Here is a 21,120-nt window from a genome sequence, read left to right as displayed (position 1 = left end):
AAGGGAGATAGTAACTTACTGTCTCTCTTTTGTTTATGAAGTAAAATAAAATAACTGCATCCTCAGTCAGATTAGCCTTATGCAAACAACTATCCCTAAAAATGTATCAATCGAAGATTACTTAAAACAAGAAGAAAAAGCAAGCTTTAAAAGTGAGTATATCGAAGGAAAAATTATTCCAATGGCAGGTGGAACAGTTAATCATAATCAAATTGCAGTAAATATTACAACTGAACTTAATTATGCGTTTAAAAAGCGAGATTATCGGGTGTATATGGGAGATGTTCGCTTGTGGATACCAGAAAAAAATATTTTTACTTATCCAGATATTATGGTAATTGAAGGAGATCCTATCTATTATGAAAATCGTAAGGATACCATATTAAATCCTAGTTTAATTATTGAAGTTTTATCTCCTTCTACCAAAAACTATGATAAAGAAGGAAAGTTTTCTGCTTATCGAACGATTCAAGGGTTTTCTGAATATATTTTAGTTAGTCAAACTAAAATTTATGGGGAAAAATTCACCAAAACTGACGCTAAAACATGGTTGTTTCAGGAATTTTACGAAGAAGATCAATCTATAAAAGTACAATTAGAAAATATATCTTTGCAGTTTGATGATATTTATCATAAAGTTGATCTTTAAGTTTATTCTCACTTGAAACAGTAGAGATCAACCACTGCTGACCCCTACAATAATTAATTAGAATGGTTTTGTGGCAACAATTGTTCGATGACGATGATCACTCGGAACCGTCGTTTGATAATTGAAACCTAACTCTTTTAAGGCATTTTCTACATTAAAAGTATAGTAATCATCACTATGAGGTTCGGTACTTTTCATCAAGGTAAATAATACTGGTGGTAAGTTTTGAATGACTTCTGACCTAGGGTTATTATCAACAATACCAAGAACACCTCCAGGACGTAAAATACGTAACGCTTCTTTAAAAATAGCGATCGCAGCATGACGGGGTAATTCATGCAGAACAAACTGAATGGTAACGACATCAAAAGAATTATCGGCAAAGTTGGTTTTTTCAGCTAAACCGTGTATCCATTGACTAATTTCTTGCTGTTCATCAGTGACTTTAGCCACAGCTAACATATAGGGAGATAAATCTATTCCTATGGTGTTTATAGATGCATTTTGCCGTTTTTTATAGTAACGATGTAATGTTTTCGTTGAAATGCCGACAGAACAACCAATATCAAGGATATTCTTAACTTGAGGTGGATTATAGGGTTCTAAAACAGCATGAAAACTAGATCGAAGTCGTTTTTGTGCTTCTTGCCAGGTTAACTCTTCATTTTTCCAGACTCGAAGACCTAAAGATTGTGTAGCAGGAATAGCTTCAAAAGCAGCTTTCCAGCATAAGTTACCTTCTTCGTAAGCATGAAAAGGAACCAGATAATAATCAGGATAAACGATATCAGGGTTAGTAATTTGTCCGAGTAAGCTTTTAGCCGGAGATTTTTCTAAGGTTTGACAGTTTCCTTCCCAAGAAATACCGTTTTTTTCTGCTGTTTTGATAATAACTTGTCTCGCTTGGTGGGTCATGAGGCGATAAATAGGCTTTGTTTGTATCATTACATTGACAAAGCGCGAGAGAAAATCATCACCTGTCCAGTCAGGTTTCACTTTATCGGCCATAATTTGAAAATGAGGATTAATGGTTTTAAGATACTTTTAACTATATCACTATTGAGTAATATAAAGTATTTTGTTGATTAAACTAAGCAATTAAACTTATCTAATCCTAAAAATAGGCGATCGCTTTAATGAACCTAATAAATTGTTTTAAATTTGGTCTATGGTCACGAGAATAACCTTTGCTTATGGTAATTAGCACTAGCTTTTTAAGTTGAATATTCTTCTTGTAAAAGAGGAGTTAATTCATTGGTTAAATACCTTCTATGAACTAAGAATGAAGAAGAGTCTAGATGAGAAAAGCTAGTTAAAAATTCATAGTTTTAAACAACAGCTAAAGCAATGTTCAAAAAAATTGATGATAAACGTTATGATAAATAAGGTTAAGGAGTGTTAAGCTTGGGGAATATGGCCGACTCAAACAGCATACGTATTCGGGGTGCGAGACAACATAATCTAAAAAATATCGATCTTGAACTACCGCGCGATCGCCTGATTGTCTTTACAGGGGTGTCCGGTTCAGGAAAATCATCTTTAGCGTTTGATACCATTTTCGCTGAGGGACAACGACGTTATGTAGAGTCCCTGAGTGCTTATGCAAGACAGTTTTTAGGACAGTTAGATAAACCGGACGTAGATGCGATCGAAGGGTTGAGTCCGGCTATTTCTATCGACCAAAAATCAACATCCCATAACCCTCGTTCAACGGTAGGAACGGTAACGGAAATTTATGATTATTTAAGATTATTATTTGGCCGTGCGGGAGAACCCCATTGCCCTCATTGCGATCGCTTAATTGTACCCCAAACCATTGATCAAATGTGCGATCGGGTTATGGAACTCTCAGATCAAACAAAATTCCAAATTTTAGCCCCTGTAGTCCGAGGAAAAAAAGGAACCCATAAACAACTCTTGTCTAGTTTAGCATCCCAAGGATTTGTACGGGTACGAGTTGATGGAGAGGTTAGAGAACTTTCGGATAATATTGAATTAAAAAAGAATCATTTTCATAACATTGAAATTGTTGTGGATCGCCTCATTAAAAAAGAAGGAATAGAAGAAAGATTAGCAGATTCAATTAGCACTTGTTTAACCCATGCAGAAGGGTTAGCTGTAATAGATATTATCGGAGAAGAAGAAAAAAATAGACACTCAGAAATCATGTTTTCCGAGAACTTTGCTTGTCCTGAACATGGCGCGGTCATAGAAGAATTGTCACCTCGTTTATTCTCCTTTAATTCTCCCTATGGTGCTTGTCCAAACTGTCATGGATTAGGAAGTTTACGGCAATTTTCTCCTGAGTTAGTCATTCCTGATCTCAACGCTCCCTTATATGCAGCCGTTGCTCCTTGGTCAGAAAAAGATAATTCTTATTATTTATCATTACTTTATAGTATTGGACAAAGTTACGGCTTTGAAATCCAAACTCCTTGGAATCAATTAACCCAAGAACAACAAGACTTATTACTTTATGGAAGCGATGAACCGATCTGGTTTGAACAAGATTCTCGCTTTGATACAGGAAAAGGATACTATAAAAATTTTAAAGGAATTTTAGCTATTTTAGAGCGAAATTATCAAGATACTAGCTCAGAAACTATTAAACAAAAGATGGAGAAATACATTGTTGATCAAATTTGTGAAGTTTGCCAAGGAAAACGCCTCAAATCAGAGTCATTATCTGTTCGTTTAGGAGAATGTAGCATTGACGAGTTAACCAGTGTTTCTATTGATAAATGTTTACATAAAGTTGATAATTTAGAATTAACTTCCAGACAAAAATTAATCGGAGAATTAGCTCTAAAAGAAGTTAGAAACCGCTTACAATTTCTTCTTGATGTGGGTTTAGATTATTTAACTTTAAACCGAGGAACAGCAACTTTATCAGGAGGTGAAGCTCAAAGAATTCGTCTCGCTACCCAAATTGGATCAGGGCTAACAGGAGTATTATATGTATTAGATGAACCTAGTATCGGCTTACATCAACGAGACAACGGACGTTTATTAAATACTTTAAAAAAGTTACGAGATTTAGGGAATACTTTAATTGTCGTTGAACACGACGAAGAAACCATAAGAACTGCTGATCACCTCGTTGATATTGGTCCGTTAGCAGGAATTCATGGAGGAAAAATTGTTTCTCAAGGGGATTTAAAAGCCCTATTAAAAGCTAAAAAATCCTTGACTGCTGATTATTTATCGGGAAAAAAAGTAATTAAAACACCAGCAAAGCGTCGTGCGGGAAATGGCCATAAACTATGCTTAAAAAATTGCTGTGCTAATAATTTAAAAAATATCGACGTAGAAATCCCCTTAGGAAAATTAGTGGCTATTACCGGGGTTTCAGGGTCAGGAAAATCCACCTTAGTTAATGAATTATTATATCCTTCCTTACAACATCATTTAACCAAAAAAATTCCCTTACCTAAATCTCTGGATGAAGCAATGGGACTCGATGCTATTGATAAAGTTATTGTGATTGATCAATCCCCTATTGGAAGAACACCTCGATCTAATCCTGCAACTTATACAGGAATTTTTGATAGTATTAGACAGCTATTTTCTGAGACAGTAGAAGCTAAAGCTAGGGGTTATAAACCGGGTCGTTTTTCTTTTAATGTTAAAGGAGGAAGATGTGAGAATTGTGGAGGACAAGGGGTTAATGTAATCGAGATGAATTTTTTACCCGATGTGTATGTTCAATGTGAAGTTTGTAAGGGTGCAAGATACAACCGAGAAACCCTACAAGTTAAGTATAAAGGTCATTCTATTGCTGATGTTTTAGACATGACAGTAGAAGAAGCATTAAGCGTATTTGAAAACATACCAAGGGCAGTCAATCGATTACAAACCCTAGTCGATGTTGGCTTAGGTTATGTTAAATTAGGACAACCTGCCCCTACTTTATCAGGAGGAGAAGCACAACGGGTTAAACTAGCCTCAGAATTGTCTCGTCGTGCAACTGGAAAAACCCTATATTTAATCGATGAACCTACCACTGGATTATCGTTTTATGACGTTCATCACTTATTAAATGTCTTACAAAGATTAGTAGATAAAAGTAACTCTATTTTAGTTATAGAACACAATTTAGATGTCATTCGTTGTTCAGATTGGATTATTGATTTAGGACCCGAAGGAGGCGATAAAGGGGGGGATATTGTTACCGTTGGAACCCCTGAAACGGTAGCTAAACATCCCACTTCTTACACAGCAAAATATTTAAAAGAAGTTTTAGAACAATACCCAGTAGAAGCAATAAAAGAAGATAATTAATTCAGAAATTCTACTTTATGAACGGAAACGACTATAGCCAGTCTAACTGAACTGTGAAAAAGCATTGTAGTTTTTAAAATCAGGAGGATTAATCTGTTATCATTAGTTTGTTTCTTTTTGAAGTTACTCTTTTGCTTTTACCTAAGCAGAGCTTTTTTTGTTCACAACTCATTGAGAAACGCTATATAAAATAAAAGATATTCCTAGAAACTATCAATAATGATTACTATTGCACTACCCAAAGGGGCATTATTATCAGATTCCATTGAACTCTTTAAGCGCCTTGGATTAGATTTTACTGCCTTCTTAGACTCCAAAAACCGTCAATTGCAAATTACTGATCCTACCAATACCGCCAAAGGTTTATTAGTTAGAGCAACAGATGTGCCTGTTTACGTCGAATATGGACAAGCACAACTAGGCATAGTTGGCTATGATTTACTATTAGAAAAAACCCCAGACGTTGCCCATCTTGCCGACTTAAACTTTGGGGGTTGCAGGATGTCCGTGGCTGTTCCCAAAACCAGTCCTTACCAAACCCCCACAGAATTACCACCCAATGGCAAAGTTGCCTCAAAATTTGTAAACTGTGCTAAAACTTATTTTCAACAGCTAGATTTACCGGTAGAGATTATCCCCCTATATGGTTCGGTTGAACTCGGACCTATTACCGGAATGTCAGAAGCAATCGTCGATTTAGTCTCCACAGGCCGCACCCTCAAAGAAAATGGCCTAGTGGAGGTGGATACCCTATTCCAAAGTACGGCTCGCCTCATTGCTCATCCCTTAAGTTATCGGTTAAATTTAGATAATCTTAATGATTTAGGCGAACAAATCAAAAATTCTGTGTCAAAATCATAAAAACAATTGACCCTAGAATATTATTAATGGAGGAACAAAGACACGCAAATTCAACAAAAAAACGACAAACCGTAGTTAATGCTACAAAATCCTACATTAATAATAACTACAAAAAAGCTGTGTTAAAATCAGCTTACAAGGGCAAGCAGCAGGTGATGGATTAATAAAGATATGTTTGAACGCTTTACAGAAAAAGCTATTAAGGTAATAATGCTGGCGCAAGAAGAAGCACGCCGACTCGGCCACAACTTTGTGGGGACCGAACAAATTCTTCTTGGCCTCATCGGTGAAGGAACCGGAGTCGCTGCCAAAGTTCTCAAATCAATGGGGGTTAACTTAAAAGATGCTCGTATTGAAGTTGAGAAAATCATTGGCCGAGGCTCTGGGTTTGTCGCCGTTGAAATTCCTTTTACCCCAAGAGCAAAACGAGTTCTAGAACTCTCCTTAGAGGAAGCTAGACAATTAGGACACAACTACATCGGGACAGAACACCTTCTTCTAGGTTTAATTAGAGAAGGGGAAGGCGTGGCAGCCAGGGTTCTCGAAAACCTTGGTGTTGACCTCTCTAAAGTCAGAACCCAGGTCATTCGCCAATTAGGGGAAACCGCAGAGGTAGCCGCCGGCGGTGGTACACCAGGCAGAACCAAAACTCCTACTTTAGACGAATTTGGTTCCAATTTAACCCAGTTGGCCGCTGATGGGCAACTTGATCCCGTTGTCGGACGACAAAAAGAAATTGAACGGGTGATCCAAATTCTCGGTCGTCGTACCAAAAACAATCCCGTTCTCATCGGAGAACCTGGTGTCGGTAAAACAGCGATCGCAGAAGGTTTGGCACAACGCATTGCTAACAAGGATATCCCTGATATTCTCGAAGAAAAACGAGTTGTCACCCTCGATATTGGTTTATTAGTCGCTGGAACCAAGTACCGTGGGGAATTTGAAGAACGACTCAAGAAAATTATGGACGAAATTCGTCAAGCTGGAAACGTGATTCTAGTGATCGACGAAGTTCATACCCTTATTGGTGCTGGTGCAGCAGAAGGGGCGATCGACGCTGCTAATATTCTCAAACCAGCGTTAGCGCGGGGTGAATTACAATGTATTGGGGCAACCACCCTCGATGAATACCGTAAACACATCGAACGGGATGCAGCCTTAGAACGTCGTTTCCAACCTGTGATGGTAGGAGAACCCTCTGTAGATGAAACCATTGAAATTCTCTACGGACTCAGAGAACGCTATGAGCAGCATCATAAGCTAAAAATCTTAGATGAAGCGTTAGAAGCAGCAGCCAAACTGTCAGATCGTTACATTTCTGACCGTTATCTCCCCGATAAGGCCATTGACTTAATTGACGAAGCTGGTTCACGGGTACGGTTAATCAATTCTCAACTGCCTCCTGCGGCCAAGGAATTAGACAAAGAACTACGGACTATCTTGAAGCAAAAAGACGACGCGGTTCGCTCCCAAGACTTTGATCGCGCTGGAGAATTGCGGGATCAAGAAATGGATATTAAAGAGCAAATTCGTTCTATTTCCTCTGCTAAGAAAGGAGAAGGAGAAAACGACGAACCCTTTGTGGATGCTGAAGAAATCGCTCACATTGTGGCTTCTTGGACTGGGGTTCCTGTGAACAAGTTAACGGAAACCGAATCTGAAAAACTTCTCCACATGGAAGACACCTTACATCAACGTTTGATCGGTCAAGAAGATGCCGTTAAAGCGGTTTCTCGTGCCATTCGTCGGGCAAGAGTTGGGTTAAAGAACCCCAACCGTCCCATTGCTAGTTTTGTCTTCTCTGGACCTACTGGTGTCGGTAAAACCGAGTTAACTAAAGCCTTAGCGACTTATTTCTTCGGGTCAGAAGACGCTATGATTCGTCTGGATATGTCCGAATACATGGAACGCCATACGGTTTCTAAGTTAATCGGTTCTCCTCCAGGATATGTGGGATATAACGAAGGGGGACAACTAACCGAGGCGGTTCGTCGTCGTCCTTATACCGTTGTGCTATTCGATGAAATTGAAAAAGCACACCCCGATGTCTTCAATATGCTTCTACAAATCTTAGAAGATGGTCGTTTAACGGACGCTAAAGGGCGTACAGTGGACTTTAAGAACACCTTATTAATCATGACCTCTAATATCGGTTCTAAGGTCATTGAAAAAGGTGGCGGTGGCCTCGGATTTGAGTTTGAAGACGACCAAAATGAAGCACAGTACAACCGTATTCGTAACCTCGTTAACGAAGAATTAAAGCAATACTTCAGACCTGAATTTCTCAACCGCTTAGATGAGATTATCGTCTTCCGTCAGTTGAACAAAGAAGAGGTCAAGGAAATTTCCGAAATTCTTCTCAAGGAAGTGTTTGCACGGTTAACTGAGAAAGAGATTACTCTACAAGTTACCGACAAGTTTAAGGAACGGTTGGTAGAAGAAGGGTATAACCCTGCTTACGGTGCAAGACCCTTACGTCGTGCCATTATGCGTCTCTTAGAAGATGTTCTTGCTGAGGAGATTCTCTCCGGACGAGTTGGCGAAGGTGATATCGCTGTGGTTGATATCGGCGAAGATGGCAAAGTTAAAGTTGTTTCGGGTGATACCCAACCCGTTTTAGCTAAAGCGACTGACTCGTAACCATTTAAGATTTAACCCTCAAGCAACGGTAGAAGTTTCGTCCTTCTGCCGTTTTTTCTTGTTGAATAATTTACTAAAAACATTACTGTAAGATGGGCAATGCCCACCCTACGAAGTTTTACAATTTTATAAATATCCTCATCATAATGTGTAACGCTATAGAGATTACGGAGACGTTCGGCTTTTATTGTAAAATAACAACCAGAAACCTGTTATCGCAAAAGCGCAGAAATTCAAGTCAATTTGGGCAATATTGAAGACGTGGCAAAGAGTTGGGAAAAACTGGCACATCTCTATGAAGATCGAGGAAGGATTCAAGATGCAGAATTATGGTATCGCAAGGCAATAGAAGGTTCACAACAATCAGCTAATCAAAAGGCATTGTCAGAAATTCTTAGTAACAATGAGAATAACTTCTGTTCACCCCAAGTGTTCTTGATTTTGTATATATAAAAAGGTATATTCAAAGTATGGAATTTGAGTGGGATGAACAAAAAAATCAAACCAACATAATTAAGCATGGTATTTCGTTTCAAGAAGCTTTGGAGATATTTAACGACCCAAATCTACTAACTTATATAGATGATCGCTTTAACTATGAAGAAACAAGAGAACTATCAATTGGTCAACTATTCCTGCCTAAGCAACCAGTTATTGTGGTTTTAGTAGTCCATACAGACAGAAACAGAGTAACCAGAATCATATCTGCACGACGAGCAAGTAGAAAGGAGAGAAGACTCTATGAGCAACAATCAATTTAGACTTGATATGTCACCCGAAGAAAGACATAGTAAGTTAGTCAATATGTCAGATGAGGACATAGACTATTCGGATATTCCTGAGCTTGATGAAGAATTTTTTAAGAATGCGAAGTTAGTAAAACGAAAACCAGCAACAGAAGCTATATCAATCCGAGTTGATACCGAGACTCTAGAATGGTTTCGCAATACCGCCAAAAACAACCCTAAAATAAGAGGTTATCAAACCTTAATTAATGACGTGCTGCGAACCTATGTAGCCCACCAAGTAAGTAAGACTGAAACCTCACACTAATTATCAAAGAGTGATTGTTTATTGATGGTATTAGAGGCGATCTCATCAACTCCGACCTATAATAAAAGTAAGGCTGTTACAAAACTTTACGGGTTAGGGATATGCCACGCATCGTCGTCATTACTGGATTTGAATCATTTAATCTTGACTTATACCGACAAGCAGCACAGTTAGCTCAGTCCCGTTGTCGGGAGTTAGAAATAGAGATATTTAGCGATCGCAGTCTTTCGCAAGAACCAGAAATTATTGAGAATGCCCTGAAGGATGCAGATGTATTTTTTGCTAGTTTAATCTTTGATTATGACCAAGTAATTTGGTTAAAAGAAAGAGTACAAAATATTCCTATTCGGTTAGTTTTCGAGTCAGCTTTAGAATTAATGAGTTTGACTCGCTTAGGAAAATTTGTCATTGGGGAAAAACCCAAAGGAATGCCTAAACCTATTAAATTTATTTTAAGTAAATTCTCCAGTGGTAGGGAAGAAGATAAACTTGCTGGTTATTTAAGTTTCTTGAAAACAGGACCAAAGTTATTAAAGTTTATTCCAGCAAAAAAAGTTCAAGATTTACGCAACTGGTTAATTATCTATGGATATTGGAATGCAGGAGGAACGGAAAACTTTGCCTCGATGTGTTGGACAATAGCAGAAAAATATTTAGACATTGAAGTAGGAGAAATTCCCGAACCCATTGAAACTCCAAATATGGGTTTACTGCATCCTAAGTATGACGGTTACTTTACCTCGCCTAGAGACTATTTAAACTGGTATCAACAACATAAATTTTTAGATAATCCTCTGGTTGCCATTCTTCTATACCGTAAACACGTTATTACCAAACAGCCCTATATTCCCCAATTAATTTATTCTTTTGAACAACAAGGATTAACCCCTGTTCCCATTTTTATCAACGGTGTTGAAGGTCATGTCATTGTCAGAGATTGGTTAACTACTACTTATGAAACCCAACAACGAAATGTAGGTAATATAGAAATTCGGTCTTTATCAAAAGATGCCATTGAAGTGGATGCTATTGTCTCTACCATCGGGTTTCCTTTGGTTGGGGGTCCTGCGGGTTCGATGGAAGCAGGGCGACAAGTTGAAGTAGCAAAACGCATTTTAACCGCTAAAAATATACCTTATATTGTTGCTGCACCTCTTTTAATTCAAGATATTTATTCTTGGACAAGACAAGGTATAGGAGGATTACAAAGTGTAGTCTTATATTCTCTTCCTGAGTTGGATGGTGCGATTGACACTGTACCATTAGGGGGTTTAGTGGGTAATGATATTTATATTATTCCTGAACGAGTGAAACGATTAACAGGAAGACTAAAAAAATGGATTCAGTTACGGAAAACTGAAACGAAAGATCGTAAACTTGCAATTATTTTATATGGGTTCCCTCCTGGTTACGGCGCAACAGGAACTGCCGCTTTATTAAATGTTCCCCGTAGCTTACTAAACTTATTACAGGAATTAGAAAAACAGGGTTACACTGTAGGGGAATTACCCGAAGATGGTGAAATAATTATCAATGAGGTAAAAGAAGCAGATGAAGCGATTATCACACCTAATGATGATATCAATGGAAAGACAACTATTAATGTCAGAAAATTAGAAAAATGGTTAGGTTACTTATTAACCACTCGTATCGAAAAGCAGTGGAAATCATTAACAGAAACAGGCATAAAAACCTATGGAGATGAGTATCAAATTGGAGGTATTCAACTCGGAAATATTTGGATTGGAGTGCAACCACCATTAGGTATTTCTGGTGATCCCATGCGGTTAATGTTTGAAAAAGATTTAACGCCTCATCCTCAATATGCAGCCTTTTATAAGTGGTTACAAAATGATTTTTGTGCCGATGCTATGGTACATTTTGGGATGCACGGAACGGTTGAATGGTTGCCAGGTTCACCATTAGGAAATACTGGCTATTCTTGGTCAGATATTCTACTAGGAGATATCCCTAATTTATATATTTATGCTGCTAATAATCCCTCAGAATCAATCTTAGCTAAACGTCGAGGATATGGTGTTTTAATCTCTCATAATGTTCCCCCTTATGGACGAGCAGGATTATACAAAGAATTAATGGCACTGCGAGAATTAATTGCCGAATATAGAGAAGATCCCAACAAAAATGAAATTTTACGAGAGGGAATTATTCAAAAAATTGTTGACTCTGGTTTAGCTTCTGATTGTAAGTTTGAAGAAGGAAGAAAATTAGGGATTGAGTTTACCGTAGAAAATGCAAAACTATTTAGTAAACACGCTTTAAATGAGTATTTTGTCAAGGTTTACGAATACTTACAAATTGTAGAACAAAGACTATTCTCTTCTGGTTTACATACTTTAGGTGAAATTCCTAATCAAGAACAATTAGACTCCTATTTAGAAGCTTACTTTGGAGAAAAATTAAGTGAAAGAGAAAGAAAAGCAATTACCTCTCAATCTCCAGAATTACAGTATATTTTAGAGTCAGCTAATGGTAAAAGTGAAACCATACAAGAAGCCATTTATATTAGAGATTTACTGAAACAAACCCCCGAAGAATTAACTAATCTGTTACGAGGTTTAAATGGTGAATACATACCCCCTGCACCGGGAGGGGACTTACTCAGAGATGGAACAGGTGTGTTACCCACAGGACGAAATATACACGCCTTAGACCCTTATAGAATGCCATCTCCTGCTGCTTACGAAAGAGGCCGAGAAATCGCTAAAAAAACTATCCAACAACATCTAGAAGAACAGGGTAATTATCCTGAAACTATTGCCGTTTTATTATGGGGTTTAGACGCAATTAAAACCAAAGGTGAGTCTTTAGGTATTTTATTAGAGTTAGTGGGAGCAGAACCGATAAAAGAAGGGACTGGACGTATTGTCAGATACGAGTTGAAACCATTAAAAGAATTAGACCATCCGAGAATTGATGTTTTAGCCAATTTATCAGGCATTTTCCGTGATACCTTTGTCAACATTATTGAACTCTTGGATGACTTATTCCAACGTGCGGCAGAAGCAGAAGAAGACCCCCAAAAGAACTTTATTCGTAAACATTATTTACAATTAAAAGAGCAAGGTGTAGAAAACGCTTCAGCGCGACTCTTTTCTAACCCTGCTGGTGATTTTGGTTCTTTAGTAAATGATCAAGTCGTGGACGGAAACTGGGAATCTAGTGACGAATTAGCTAATACTTGGGAAAAAAGAAATTCCTTTAGTTATGGACGCAAAGATAAAGGACAAGCAAGACCCGAAATTTTAAATAAACTATTAAAAACCAGTGAAAGAATTGTCCAAGAAATTGACTCAGTGGAATATGGTTTAACGGATATTCAAGAATATTATGGCAATACAGGAGGCTTGAAATTAGCAGCAGAAAAACAAAGCGGTAAAAAAGTAACCGCAAGTTTCGTTGAAAGCTTTTCTAATGATGCCAACCCCCGAAAATTAGAAGACTTATTAAGGTTGGAATATCGTACAAAATTACTAAATCCGAAATGGGCCGAAGCAATGGTTAACCAGGGTTCAGGAGGTGCGTATGAAGTGTCCCAACGGATGACAGCGTTGATAGGATGGGGAGGAACAACGAATTTTAAAGATAATTGGGTGTATGATCAAGCTGCACAAACCTACGCATTAGACCCAGAAATGGCGGAAAAATTACGCAAAGCAAATCCTGAAGCATTTCGTAATATTGTGGGAAGAATGATCGAAGCGAATGGAAGAGGTTTCTGGGATGCTGATGAGGAAACCTTAGAAAAATTACGTAATTTATATGAGTTAACCGAAGAAGAATTAGAAGGAGTTATTAATTAAATAAAAGATAGCTTTGTGATTGTCAGAATCAACTCGACCATGCTACAATTCCTGAGTAACAATAGAACGGATATCTTGAATAAACTCTGAGGGAGTTTGAATTATAATCCCTGTTTTTTGGGCAACTTCTTGAGTGAAATCCTTAGTATTTAAACTAAGTAATCTATCGGCTTTAACTAATAAAGCAGCAGCAAGAATAGGTGCATCTTTAGGTTCGATAATATCAATGTAAGCTGAAAACTCTTCTAGAGAAGGATTAGGTAAAATCTCAAGATTTGTGTTATCAATAATTTCATTAAAAACAGGAATAGCTTTAGGAAGTTTTTTATTAATATTTCTCTGACATTCTTCTAACCCTTGCTCTGAAATTAATAACTTAAATAAACCTATTTCTGCCATTGTTAATACAACTCGACTCGCACCAGTTGAAGATGCAGACCCTGCAATTAAGATACTAGAATCAGCAAAAATTGATTTCATTATTCATATTTTTCTTTATATATTATCTTTCTTTCATGTTCTAATCCTTCTAATAACTCCTCTAAACTGACATCTTCTTCTTCTCGAATGGTAGTTATTTTTTCAATTAATTGAGGAACTTTAGGATTTTTTGATGTTAATATAATTAAACCTTCAATTTCTAAAAAATTTAAGTAATCTCCTTTATGAAGATTAAGTGCATCTTGAATCACTTTAGGAACGATAATGGTTCCATCTTGGTCTAAACGAACAGGAAATGATTTCATATATTGTTTTCCTCATTGGAAACTAACTACAATTCTACCAAATTTTTAATATTATTGAGTCTGATTTTTAGGTAAATTATTAATGCCTGTAATTGCATCAAGGTTGATTAATTCGTTTATTTTGTTGGAAGAGGTTTCTGGGATGCTGAGGATAAAACCCTAGACAAATTTCGTAATTTATATGATTTAACTGAGGAAGAGTTAGAAGGACTTACTAATGTGGTAGATTAGAAATAATTTATCAGAGACTAAAACCCTTGAAATTTATGGCAGGTGATAATTTTCGTATTGAATTAGTATAAACCATTGATTGTCTGTGTAAGTTATGGTAAAAAAAAAACAAAAAGTTTCAATTTATCTACCTCAGTTTTATAATGGGGGGATAGAAAAGGTAATGATGAATTTGGCTGAGAGTCTAATCGAAAAAGGGATAGAGATAGATTTCGTTGTCAATAATATTGGTTTTGATTTAGTTGCATCGGCTTGTCCTCCAGAAGCGAGAATAATCGAATTAAAACCCCCCAATTTTATTAGTCGTCTCCCTAAACTTATTGAATATCTTAACCGAGAAAAACCAACAGTTTTACTTTCTGCTTGTCACTATACTAATGAAATTGCTATCGTAGCAAAATACTTTTTAAAAAGACAAACTCGTATTATTGTTTCTGTCCATACTGCGATTTCTCTTGAAAGCAGTAATTACTCTTTTTTATCCTCTAGAGGATTAGTTCCCTTGGCTATAAAATTGCTCTATCGCTGGGCTGATGGTATTGTAACCGTATCAGAAGGGGTTAAAAAAGATATAATCAATATTACTAATCTCTCATCTAAAAAGATGACAACCATATATAATCCTGTCATTACACCCCAAATTTTCGATAAAGCAAAAGAACCATTGAATCATCCTTGGTTTCAAGCTGATGAACCTCCAGTGATTTTAACTGCTGGTAGATTAGAAGAGCAAAAAAATTATTCGATGTTAATTCAAGCCTTCGCTCAAGTGAAAAAAAAAGTTAATGCTCGTTTAGTAATTTTAGGGGAAGGTTCTCAACGTTCTGCTTTAACTTCTCTTATTAGTGAGTTGGGGTTACAGAATGATATTTTGATGCCAGGTTTTATTAAGAATCCTTACCCTTATATAGCTAGAGCTAAAGTCCTGGTTCTATCTTCAAATTGGGAAGACTTAGGTAATGTATTAGTAGAAGCTATGGCTTTGGGAACTCCTGTAATTTCGACAGATTGTCCATACGGACCTTCAGAAATTCTACAACAAGGTAGGTATGGTGAATTCATCCCTATGAATAATCTTGAGGCTATGATTCAAGCTATGTTAAGAGTTTTGCACGGAAACCAAAAATATGTAGATTCAGAATGGCTAAAACAATTTACAATCGAAGAATCTGTACAAAACTATATGGCAGTATTAGGTATAGATGCTTGAATAAAATGCCAAGATGTTAAAGTGAACCTAATCAATTCTATGAAGATATTTTGACACTTTTCTTGTCAAAAATCTAATGTAAGTAACAGAGTTATTTATGAATCAAACTATTTTCAGTGACCAGAAAAATTTAAAAATACTTATAGTGGCTGAACACGCTTCCTTAAAATTTGGAGGAGAAGCAGCTTTGCCCTTACATTATTTTAGGGTTTGCTGAATATGAGTGTAACCCTTGTTATCAAAAGGTTACACTCATATTCGATGACAAAAAAAGATCAGCTAGTGCAGCTAAAAACCGCTAAAATTGGTAGGGATACCTTGCAGTTGTTAGTCAAGAACAAATGTATCGAAAAGAGGAGCAGCCTTCACCCGCCCCAGAAAATTTTGAATTGCCCTTCGAGGGAAAATTATCCCCAAGTAATCGTTGGGTAATCATGGCAGAACTAATACCTTGGGATGATTTTGAAGAAGAATATGCTAAACTTTTTTCAGCAGAAAAAGGTGCGCCAGCTAAACCATTTAGAATGGCATTAGGGATATTAATTATTAAGGAAAAGTTAGGAACAAGTGATAGAGAAACAATAGAACAGATTAGAGAAAATCCTTATCTACAATACTTTATAGGTTTAAATTGTTATCAACAAGAGCCACCAGTGGAAGCTTCAATGCTAGTTCATTTTAGGAAAAGGATTGATGTAGATTTGGTGAATAAAATAAATAAAGAAATAGTGAAAAAAGAGAAAGAAAAGCTTGATAAAGAAATAAAAAAAAAGGATTTACCCCAAGAAAAAGGAAAAAAACTAAAAAATCGAGGTAAACTAATACTAGATGCAACTTGTGCGCCGGCCGATATAAAATATCCGACAGATTTAGGAATATTAAATCAAGCTAGAATTGAGACAGAAAGAATAATAGACAATCTTTATAAAGCTTTAAGAGGAAAACTGAGGAAAAAACCGAGAATTTCTAGACACATTGCCAGAAAAGAATATTTAAAGGTAGCTAAAAAAGGAAAAGTTTCTTATCAAGAAAGGAGAAAAGCTATAGAAAAACAGTTGAAATACGTTAAGAACAATCTAGGACATATAGAAGACTTGAATCAAGCTGGGGCTTCCCTCAAAAATCTGAGTAAAGACAGCAAATCTTCTAGAAACTATCAAAAAAGTTTATAAACAACAACGAGTAATGTGGGAGAATAAAACCCAGAGTGTTCCCCAAAGAATTGTAAGTTTAACTCAACCCCATATTCGTCCTATAGTCAGAGGAAAAGCAGGAAAACCAATAGAGTTTGGAGCTAAGCTCTCGGTTAGCTGTGTGGATAATTATGTATTTTTAGACCGAATAAGTTGGGAAAACTTAAATGAATCTTGTCATTTAAAAGAACAAGTAGAAAAGTATAGAGAAATGTTTGGCTATTATCCCGAATCTGTTCATGTTGATAAAATTTATAGAACTAGAGAAAATAGAAATTGGTGTAAAGAGAGAGGAATAAGAATTAGTGGTCCGAAGTTAGGAAGACCTCCGAAAAATGTCAGTGAAGAAGAGAAGAAACAAGCTCGCTCAGACGAAAGTTTCCGAAATGCTATTGAGGGAAAATTTGGACAAGCTAAATCTTCGTTTAGCTTGAATCTCGTCATGACTAAACTCCCTGAAACCTCAGAAACTTCTATTGCCATTACCTTTCTAGTTGTCAATCTTTCCAGACTGCTTCGGCAGTTTTTGTCGCTTTATTTGTGGTTATTCATTAATATTAAAACTGATGAACTATTCAACCACAATTATATTAATGAAAATTATATTTATAGCAAATTTATAGAAAGAAAAATTATTAATTGGCAGGGAAATTATCGGCTTTTGGCCGCATAAATTTTGGAGAAACTTTTTCAGCAAACCCTATTTTAGGGTTTTACGAAAACGAGGAATTGAAACATGGTTAATTGTTCATGAAAGAACCAAAAATGAACTTAAAGATTATTTCTCAGAAGATAATGATCGAATTTACTTCATAAAAGATACTTTTTGGCATATTTTTGTCTGGCGTTTAAGTAAATTAGTACCTAAACGCTTATCTTATTTTACTTTTGGATTTATTCTTAGATTAATAACTCAACTGAGTCAACGACAACTTGCTTTACAGCTTATTGAAGAAAAAAAAATTGATATTGTTCATCAACCTATTCCCGTCTCACCAAAAGCTCCCTCATCTCTGTATGATCTTGGTGTTCCTATTATCATTGGCCCCATGAATGGAGGAATGAATTATCCTTCTGGTTTTGAGTATATGGAAAAAAAATGGGTGAGTCAAACGGTCAATCTTGGTAGAAGTTTTGCCAACTTAATGAATACTTTAATTCCAGGTAAATTAAAAGCCACCACTTTGTTAGTAGCTAACTCGCGGACGAGAGCAGCATTACCCACTATTCTTAAAGATAAAAATATAATTGAATTAGTTGAAAATGGAGTAGATTTATCCATTTGGCAAAACTTAGTGAAAAAAGACAATAATCAACAAGTGAAAAAAACCACTAAATTTGTTTACATGGGTAGATTGGTTGATTGGAAAGCTATTGATCTCTTATTATTAGCAGCCAAAAAAGTGATTGAGCAAATACCAATTCAAATAGATATTGTTGGAGATGGTAATGAAAGAGAAAAATTAGAGCAACTTGCTCAGAGTTTAGGGTTAACATCTGAGCAAGAATCTTCAAAAATATCTATAGTTCAATTTGTAGGTTGGCTTTCTCAATCAGACTGTGCTAAACAATTACAAGCAGCAGATGTTTTAATCCTGCCCAGTCTTTATGAATGTGGTGGTGCAGTTGTCTTAGAAGCAATGGCTATGGGAATTCCTGTGATTGCAACTAATTGGGGAGGTCCGGTGGATTATTTAGACGAATCTTGTGGCATCTTAGTGGAACCGAGTTCACGAGAAGCTTTTATTCAAGAACTTGCTTCGGCAATGATAAAGTTAGCGAGTAACCCAGAACTTTGTCAAAAAATGGGAAAAGCAGGATATGAGAAAGTCCGAGATCAGTTTGATTGGGAAAAAAAGGTTGATGTAATCTTAGACATCTATCGAGATAGCATAGATAGATATGCTAAAGAAGAAACTACTCTTGATGCTGATTAAATATATTGAAAGAAAGATAGATACTCGTCCTCAACGATAAATAAAACAAAATAATTAGTAATAAGAAAACTGAACTTTAGAACAAACTTAAAAGATGATTTCTACCTCTTCATCCACTGAAAATATACCTTTGGTCCTGCAACTGTCACCAGCGATCGCCATCACAGACGAACAATTCTTCTCGTTATGTCAATTAAACCGTGATTATCGCCTTGAGCGCAATGCCAAAGGAGAATTAATTATTATGCCCCCCACAGGTTCAGAAACTGGAAATCGTAACTTTAAACTAATTCAGCAACTTGCCAACTGGATCGATGAAGATGGCACGGGAATTGGCTTTGATTCGTCCACAGGGTTTAAATTACCAAATGGGGCAGATCGTTCTCCTGATGCAGCGTGGATGACCTTAGAAAAATGGAATTCCCTCACAGAAGAACAAAAAAGTAGATTTGCGCCTGTTTGCCCTGATTTTATTGTAGAAATACGCTCCCCTAGTGACCAATTGCAATCCCTTCAAGATAAACTACAAGAATATATTGATAATGGCGTAAAATTAGGCTGGTTAATTGATCGCAAAAATCGCCAAGTCTATATTTATCGACCCCAAACAGAAGTAGAATGTTTAGAGAATCCAACAACTGTGAGTGGTGATCCTATTTTGTCGGGTTTCCAGTTGCAAATGGATAAAATTTGGTAATTTAATTATTAGCTTATGTCATTATCTCAAGAAAAAAAAAGTATTTTAATCACTGGTGGTGCCGGTTTTATTGGTTCTAACTTTGTGCATCATTGGTGTAACAATTATCCTGATGATCATGTCATTGTTTTAGATGCGTTAACCTATGCTGGAAATCGTCAAAATTTAGCAGGTTTAGAAGATAGACAAAACTTTAAATTTATCCAAGGGGATATCTGCGATCGCCTGTTAATTGATAAACTCTTAACAGAAGAAAATATTACAAATATAGCCCATTTTGCTGCTGAATCTCATGTTGATCGTTCTATTCTCGGTCCTGATGCTTTTATTCAAACCAATGTCATTGGAACCTTTACCTTATTAGAGAGTTTTCGTCATTATTGGAATGAACAAGGAAAACCAGAAAATTATCGTTTTCTCCATGTCTCTACCGATGAGGTTTATGGCAGTTTAGAAGCCGATGATCCAGCTTTTTCCGAAACCACACCCTATGCTCCTAATAGTCCCTATTCTGCCTCAAAAGCAGGAAGCGATCACCTAGCAAGGGCTTATTTTCATACTTATAATGTACCGACAATTATCACCAATTGTTCTAATAATTATGGACCTTATCACTTTCCTGAAAAATTAATCCCGTTGATGTGTATTAATATTTTATTGGGTAAACCCTTACCTGTTTATGGAGATGGACAAAATATCAGAGATTGGTTATATGTTGGGGATCATTGTTCAGCATTAGAAACAGTTATTAATAAAGGAAAACCAGGAGAAACCTATAATATTGGGGGTAATAATGAAGTTAAAAATATTGACTTAGTAACTCTATTATGTGACTTAATGGATGAGTTAGCCCCAGACTTACCTGTTAAACCGGCAAAAGAATTAATTACCTTTGTAAAAGATCGGCCTGGCCACGATCGTCGTTATGCCATTGATGCTACAAAAATTAAAACAGAATTAGGTTGGACACCGCAAGAAACTGTAGAAAATGGGTTAAGAAAAACGATTCAATGGTATCTCAATAATCGAGATTGGTGGCAACCTTTACTATCAAAAGATTATCAGGAATATTATCAAAAAGTGTATGGATAATGAAAATTTTAATTGATTAAAATGGGGAGATAAGTTAAGAATGACTAACAGTTATGAAACGGATTTTGTACAATGGTTAGATGAACAAGCTAATCTACTTTTAAAATGGAGGGAAATACATAAAGTGATTTTTGAGAATCGTCGAACACCCCAGATGAATCAGAGCTATGATATTTTTGCATCACGAAAATTATCCTAGAAAGTTATGGCTTTGTTATTAACATTCCCTTTCTAAAGACAAAAATCACCTGAATCTCTCAATTTTTTTGACAGTACATAAAAACTAAGAAAATACTCTCATTTTCAAGATTAATTATTACCCTTAAATAAATTCAAGACGGTGATACATTGATTCAGTAGTTTGAGAGAGATAAATTCGCCATAAAGCTTGTAAAATTTCTCCAATAGAACGACGACCTTGACGACAATAAATAATTCCGGCGTGTTCTACTTGTTGTTGATGAAATCTCAAAAAATCGGCATCGTGGGTAAAAATTACTCGCTTTTGAGTTAAAGCAAATGTGTTTTGTTGTTCATCAGATGCACCAATTAAATTGACTTCTGCTGTGGTTGTTACATCAATATTCCGTCTTCTTAATCCCTCGGCAATGGCATTTTCTACATTTTCATCCAAATGAAACTTAATTCTATCAAATAAATTAGACATAGAGAAAGTCAAGCTTTTAAACATTAATTATACAAATTA

Annotated in this window: 18 protein-coding genes; 14 read left to right on the top strand and 4 right to left on the bottom strand. The window is 36.3% G+C overall.

Annotated elements, in window-relative coordinates; all coding sequences use genetic code 11:
* The first annotated feature begins 79 nt into the window (after positions 1–79).
* Complete coding sequence (locus tag CY0110_RS06315; protein ID WP_008274502.1) at positions 80–649, top strand: Uma2 family endonuclease; 570 nt, start codon at positions 80–82, stop codon at positions 647–649.
* A gap of 57 nt (positions 650–706) precedes the next feature.
* On the opposite strand, the gene CY0110_RS06310 is transcribed toward CY0110_RS06315, so the two are convergent.
* Positions 707–1,657, bottom strand: a complete 951-nt coding sequence (locus tag CY0110_RS06310) for a class I SAM-dependent methyltransferase (RefSeq protein WP_008274501.1) — start codon at positions 1,655–1,657, stop codon at positions 707–709.
* 405 nt (positions 1,658–2,062) lie between these two features.
* On the opposite strand from CY0110_RS06310, the gene uvrA reads away from it, so the two are divergent.
* The 7 genes from uvrA to bchH all read left to right on the top strand — a co-directional run bounded on the left by uvrA (position 2,063) and on the right by bchH (position 13,308).
* Complete coding sequence (gene uvrA / locus CY0110_RS06305; RefSeq protein WP_008274500.1) at positions 2,063–4,930, top strand: excinuclease ABC subunit UvrA; 2,868 nt, start codon at positions 2,063–2,065, stop codon at positions 4,928–4,930.
* A 219-nt stretch (positions 4,931–5,149) separates the two neighbouring features.
* Positions 5,150–5,791, top strand: coding sequence for an ATP phosphoribosyltransferase (gene hisG, locus CY0110_RS06300; RefSeq protein WP_008274499.1), 642 nt, complete (start codon positions 5,150–5,152; stop codon positions 5,789–5,791).
* A 171-nt stretch (positions 5,792–5,962) separates the two neighbouring features.
* Complete coding sequence (locus CY0110_RS06290) at positions 5,963–8,431, top strand: ATP-dependent Clp protease ATP-binding subunit (protein WP_008274497.1); 2,469 nt, start codon at positions 5,963–5,965, stop codon at positions 8,429–8,431.
* Positions 8,432–8,692: 261 nt separating this feature from the next.
* Positions 8,693–8,884: a hypothetical protein gene (locus CY0110_RS06285; RefSeq protein WP_157464544.1), complete on the top strand. Its 192-nt coding sequence runs from the start codon at positions 8,693–8,695 to the stop codon at positions 8,882–8,884.
* A 17-nt stretch (positions 8,885–8,901) separates the two neighbouring features.
* Positions 8,902–9,192, top strand: a complete 291-nt coding sequence (locus CY0110_RS06280; protein WP_008274495.1) for a BrnT family toxin — start codon at positions 8,902–8,904, stop codon at positions 9,190–9,192.
* The gene (locus CY0110_RS06275; RefSeq protein ID WP_008274494.1) at positions 9,173–9,484 is read left to right on the top strand and encodes a BrnA antitoxin family protein; all 312 of its coding nucleotides are present in this window, start codon (positions 9,173–9,175) and stop codon (positions 9,482–9,484) included. The genes CY0110_RS06280 and CY0110_RS06275 overlap by 20 nt, the downstream gene beginning before the upstream one ends.
* Positions 9,485–9,585: 101 nt before the next feature.
* Positions 9,586–13,308 carry a magnesium chelatase subunit H gene (gene bchH / locus CY0110_RS06270; RefSeq protein ID WP_008274493.1) on the top strand — a complete coding sequence of 1,241 codons (3,723 nt, stop codon included), beginning with the start codon at positions 9,586–9,588 and terminating at the stop codon, positions 13,306–13,308.
* 42 nt (positions 13,309–13,350) lie between these two features.
* Here the strand turns inward: bchH and CY0110_RS06265 are convergent, their stop codons facing one another.
* Complete coding sequence (locus CY0110_RS06265; protein WP_008274492.1) at positions 13,351–13,788, bottom strand: PIN domain-containing protein; 438 nt, start codon at positions 13,786–13,788, stop codon at positions 13,351–13,353.
* Positions 13,788–14,054, bottom strand: a complete 267-nt coding sequence (locus tag CY0110_RS06260) for an AbrB/MazE/SpoVT family DNA-binding domain-containing protein (RefSeq protein WP_008274491.1) — start codon at positions 14,052–14,054, stop codon at positions 13,788–13,790. The genes CY0110_RS06265 and CY0110_RS06260 overlap by 1 nt, the downstream gene beginning before the upstream one ends.
* Positions 14,055–14,379: 325 nt before the next feature.
* Here CY0110_RS06260 and CY0110_RS06255 point away from each other — a divergent pair, with 325 nt between their 5' ends.
* The 6 genes from CY0110_RS06255 to CY0110_RS29855 all read left to right on the top strand — a co-directional run bounded on the left by CY0110_RS06255 (position 14,380) and on the right by CY0110_RS29855 (position 20,613).
* Positions 14,380–15,495, top strand: a complete 1,116-nt coding sequence (locus CY0110_RS06255) for a glycosyltransferase (RefSeq protein WP_008274490.1) — start codon at positions 14,380–14,382, stop codon at positions 15,493–15,495.
* A gap of 341 nt (positions 15,496–15,836) precedes the next feature.
* Positions 15,837–17,361, top strand: a protein-coding gene (locus tag CY0110_RS28450) for an IS5-like element ISCysp16 family transposase (RefSeq protein ID WP_085961791.1) whose coding sequence is annotated in 2 segments (ribosomal slippage) — positions 15,837–16,630 and positions 16,629–17,361 — 1,527 coding nt in all. Because the reading frame shifts where the segments join, the coding sequence is not laid out codon by codon here.
* Positions 17,362–17,749: 388 nt separating this feature from the next.
* On the top strand, positions 17,750–18,625 hold the full coding sequence (locus tag CY0110_RS06240) for a glycosyltransferase family 4 protein (protein ID WP_232285693.1): 876 nt from the start codon (positions 17,750–17,752) through the stop codon (positions 18,623–18,625).
* A gap of 94 nt (positions 18,626–18,719) precedes the next feature.
* Positions 18,720–19,322, top strand: coding sequence for a Uma2 family endonuclease (locus CY0110_RS06235; protein WP_008274486.1), 603 nt, complete (start codon positions 18,720–18,722; stop codon positions 19,320–19,322).
* Between the two features lie 15 nt (positions 19,323–19,337).
* Positions 19,338–20,414: a dTDP-glucose 4,6-dehydratase gene (gene rfbB / locus CY0110_RS06230; RefSeq protein WP_008274485.1), complete on the top strand. Its 1,077-nt coding sequence runs from the start codon at positions 19,338–19,340 to the stop codon at positions 20,412–20,414.
* Between the two features lie 40 nt (positions 20,415–20,454).
* On the top strand, positions 20,455–20,613 hold the full coding sequence (locus CY0110_RS29855) for a hypothetical protein (RefSeq protein WP_008274484.1): 159 nt from the start codon (positions 20,455–20,457) through the stop codon (positions 20,611–20,613).
* 123 nt (positions 20,614–20,736) lie between these two features.
* Here CY0110_RS29855 and CY0110_RS06225 read toward each other — a convergent pair whose 3' ends face one another.
* On the bottom strand, positions 20,737–21,081 hold the full coding sequence (locus CY0110_RS06225; RefSeq protein WP_008274483.1) for a DUF5615 family PIN-like protein: 345 nt from the start codon (positions 21,079–21,081) through the stop codon (positions 20,737–20,739).
* Positions 21,082–21,120: the final 39 nt, after the last annotated feature.

It is taken from the genome of Crocosphaera chwakensis CCY0110 (assembly GCF_000169335.1).
GTDB classification, from domain to species: domain Bacteria; phylum Cyanobacteriota; class Cyanobacteriia; order Cyanobacteriales; family Microcystaceae; genus Crocosphaera; species Crocosphaera chwakensis.
Note: the sequence above shows the minus strand (reverse complement) of the source record. Positions and strands in the feature narration are given on the sequence as shown.

What these genes read in the sequence shown, in the direction of transcription:
- CY0110_RS06315 (WP_008274502.1), top strand. Translation starts at nt 80, where the DNA reads ATGCAAACAACTATCCCTAAAAATGTATCAATCGAAGATTACTTAAAA.
- CY0110_RS06310 (WP_008274501.1), bottom strand. Translation starts at nt 1,657, where the DNA reads ATGGCCGATAAAGTGAAACCTGACTGGACAGGTGATGATTTTCTCTCG.
- uvrA (WP_008274500.1), top strand. Translation starts at nt 2,063, where the DNA reads ATGGCCGACTCAAACAGCATACGTATTCGGGGTGCGAGACAACATAAT.
- hisG (WP_008274499.1), top strand. Translation starts at nt 5,150, where the DNA reads ATGATTACTATTGCACTACCCAAAGGGGCATTATTATCAGATTCCATT.
- CY0110_RS06290 (WP_008274497.1), top strand. Translation starts at nt 5,963, where the DNA reads ATGTTTGAACGCTTTACAGAAAAAGCTATTAAGGTAATAATGCTGGCG.
- CY0110_RS06280 (WP_008274495.1), top strand. Translation starts at nt 8,902, where the DNA reads ATGGAATTTGAGTGGGATGAACAAAAAAATCAAACCAACATAATTAAG.
- CY0110_RS06275 (WP_008274494.1), top strand. Translation starts at nt 9,173, where the DNA reads ATGAGCAACAATCAATTTAGACTTGATATGTCACCCGAAGAAAGACAT.
- bchH (WP_008274493.1), top strand. Translation starts at nt 9,586, where the DNA reads ATGCCACGCATCGTCGTCATTACTGGATTTGAATCATTTAATCTTGAC.
- CY0110_RS06265 (WP_008274492.1), bottom strand. Translation starts at nt 13,788, where the DNA reads ATGAAATCAATTTTTGCTGATTCTAGTATCTTAATTGCAGGGTCTGCA.
- CY0110_RS06260 (WP_008274491.1), bottom strand. Translation starts at nt 14,054, where the DNA reads ATGAAATCATTTCCTGTTCGTTTAGACCAAGATGGAACCATTATCGTT.
- CY0110_RS06255 (WP_008274490.1), top strand. Translation starts at nt 14,380, where the DNA reads ATGGTAAAAAAAAAACAAAAAGTTTCAATTTATCTACCTCAGTTTTAT.
- CY0110_RS06240 (WP_232285693.1), top strand. Translation starts at nt 17,750, where the DNA reads ATGAATTATCCTTCTGGTTTTGAGTATATGGAAAAAAAATGGGTGAGT.
- CY0110_RS06235 (WP_008274486.1), top strand. Translation starts at nt 18,720, where the DNA reads ATGATTTCTACCTCTTCATCCACTGAAAATATACCTTTGGTCCTGCAA.
- rfbB (WP_008274485.1), top strand. Translation starts at nt 19,338, where the DNA reads ATGTCATTATCTCAAGAAAAAAAAAGTATTTTAATCACTGGTGGTGCC.
- CY0110_RS29855 (WP_008274484.1), top strand. Translation starts at nt 20,455, where the DNA reads ATGACTAACAGTTATGAAACGGATTTTGTACAATGGTTAGATGAACAA.
- CY0110_RS06225 (WP_008274483.1), bottom strand. Translation starts at nt 21,081, where the DNA reads ATGTCTAATTTATTTGATAGAATTAAGTTTCATTTGGATGAAAATGTA.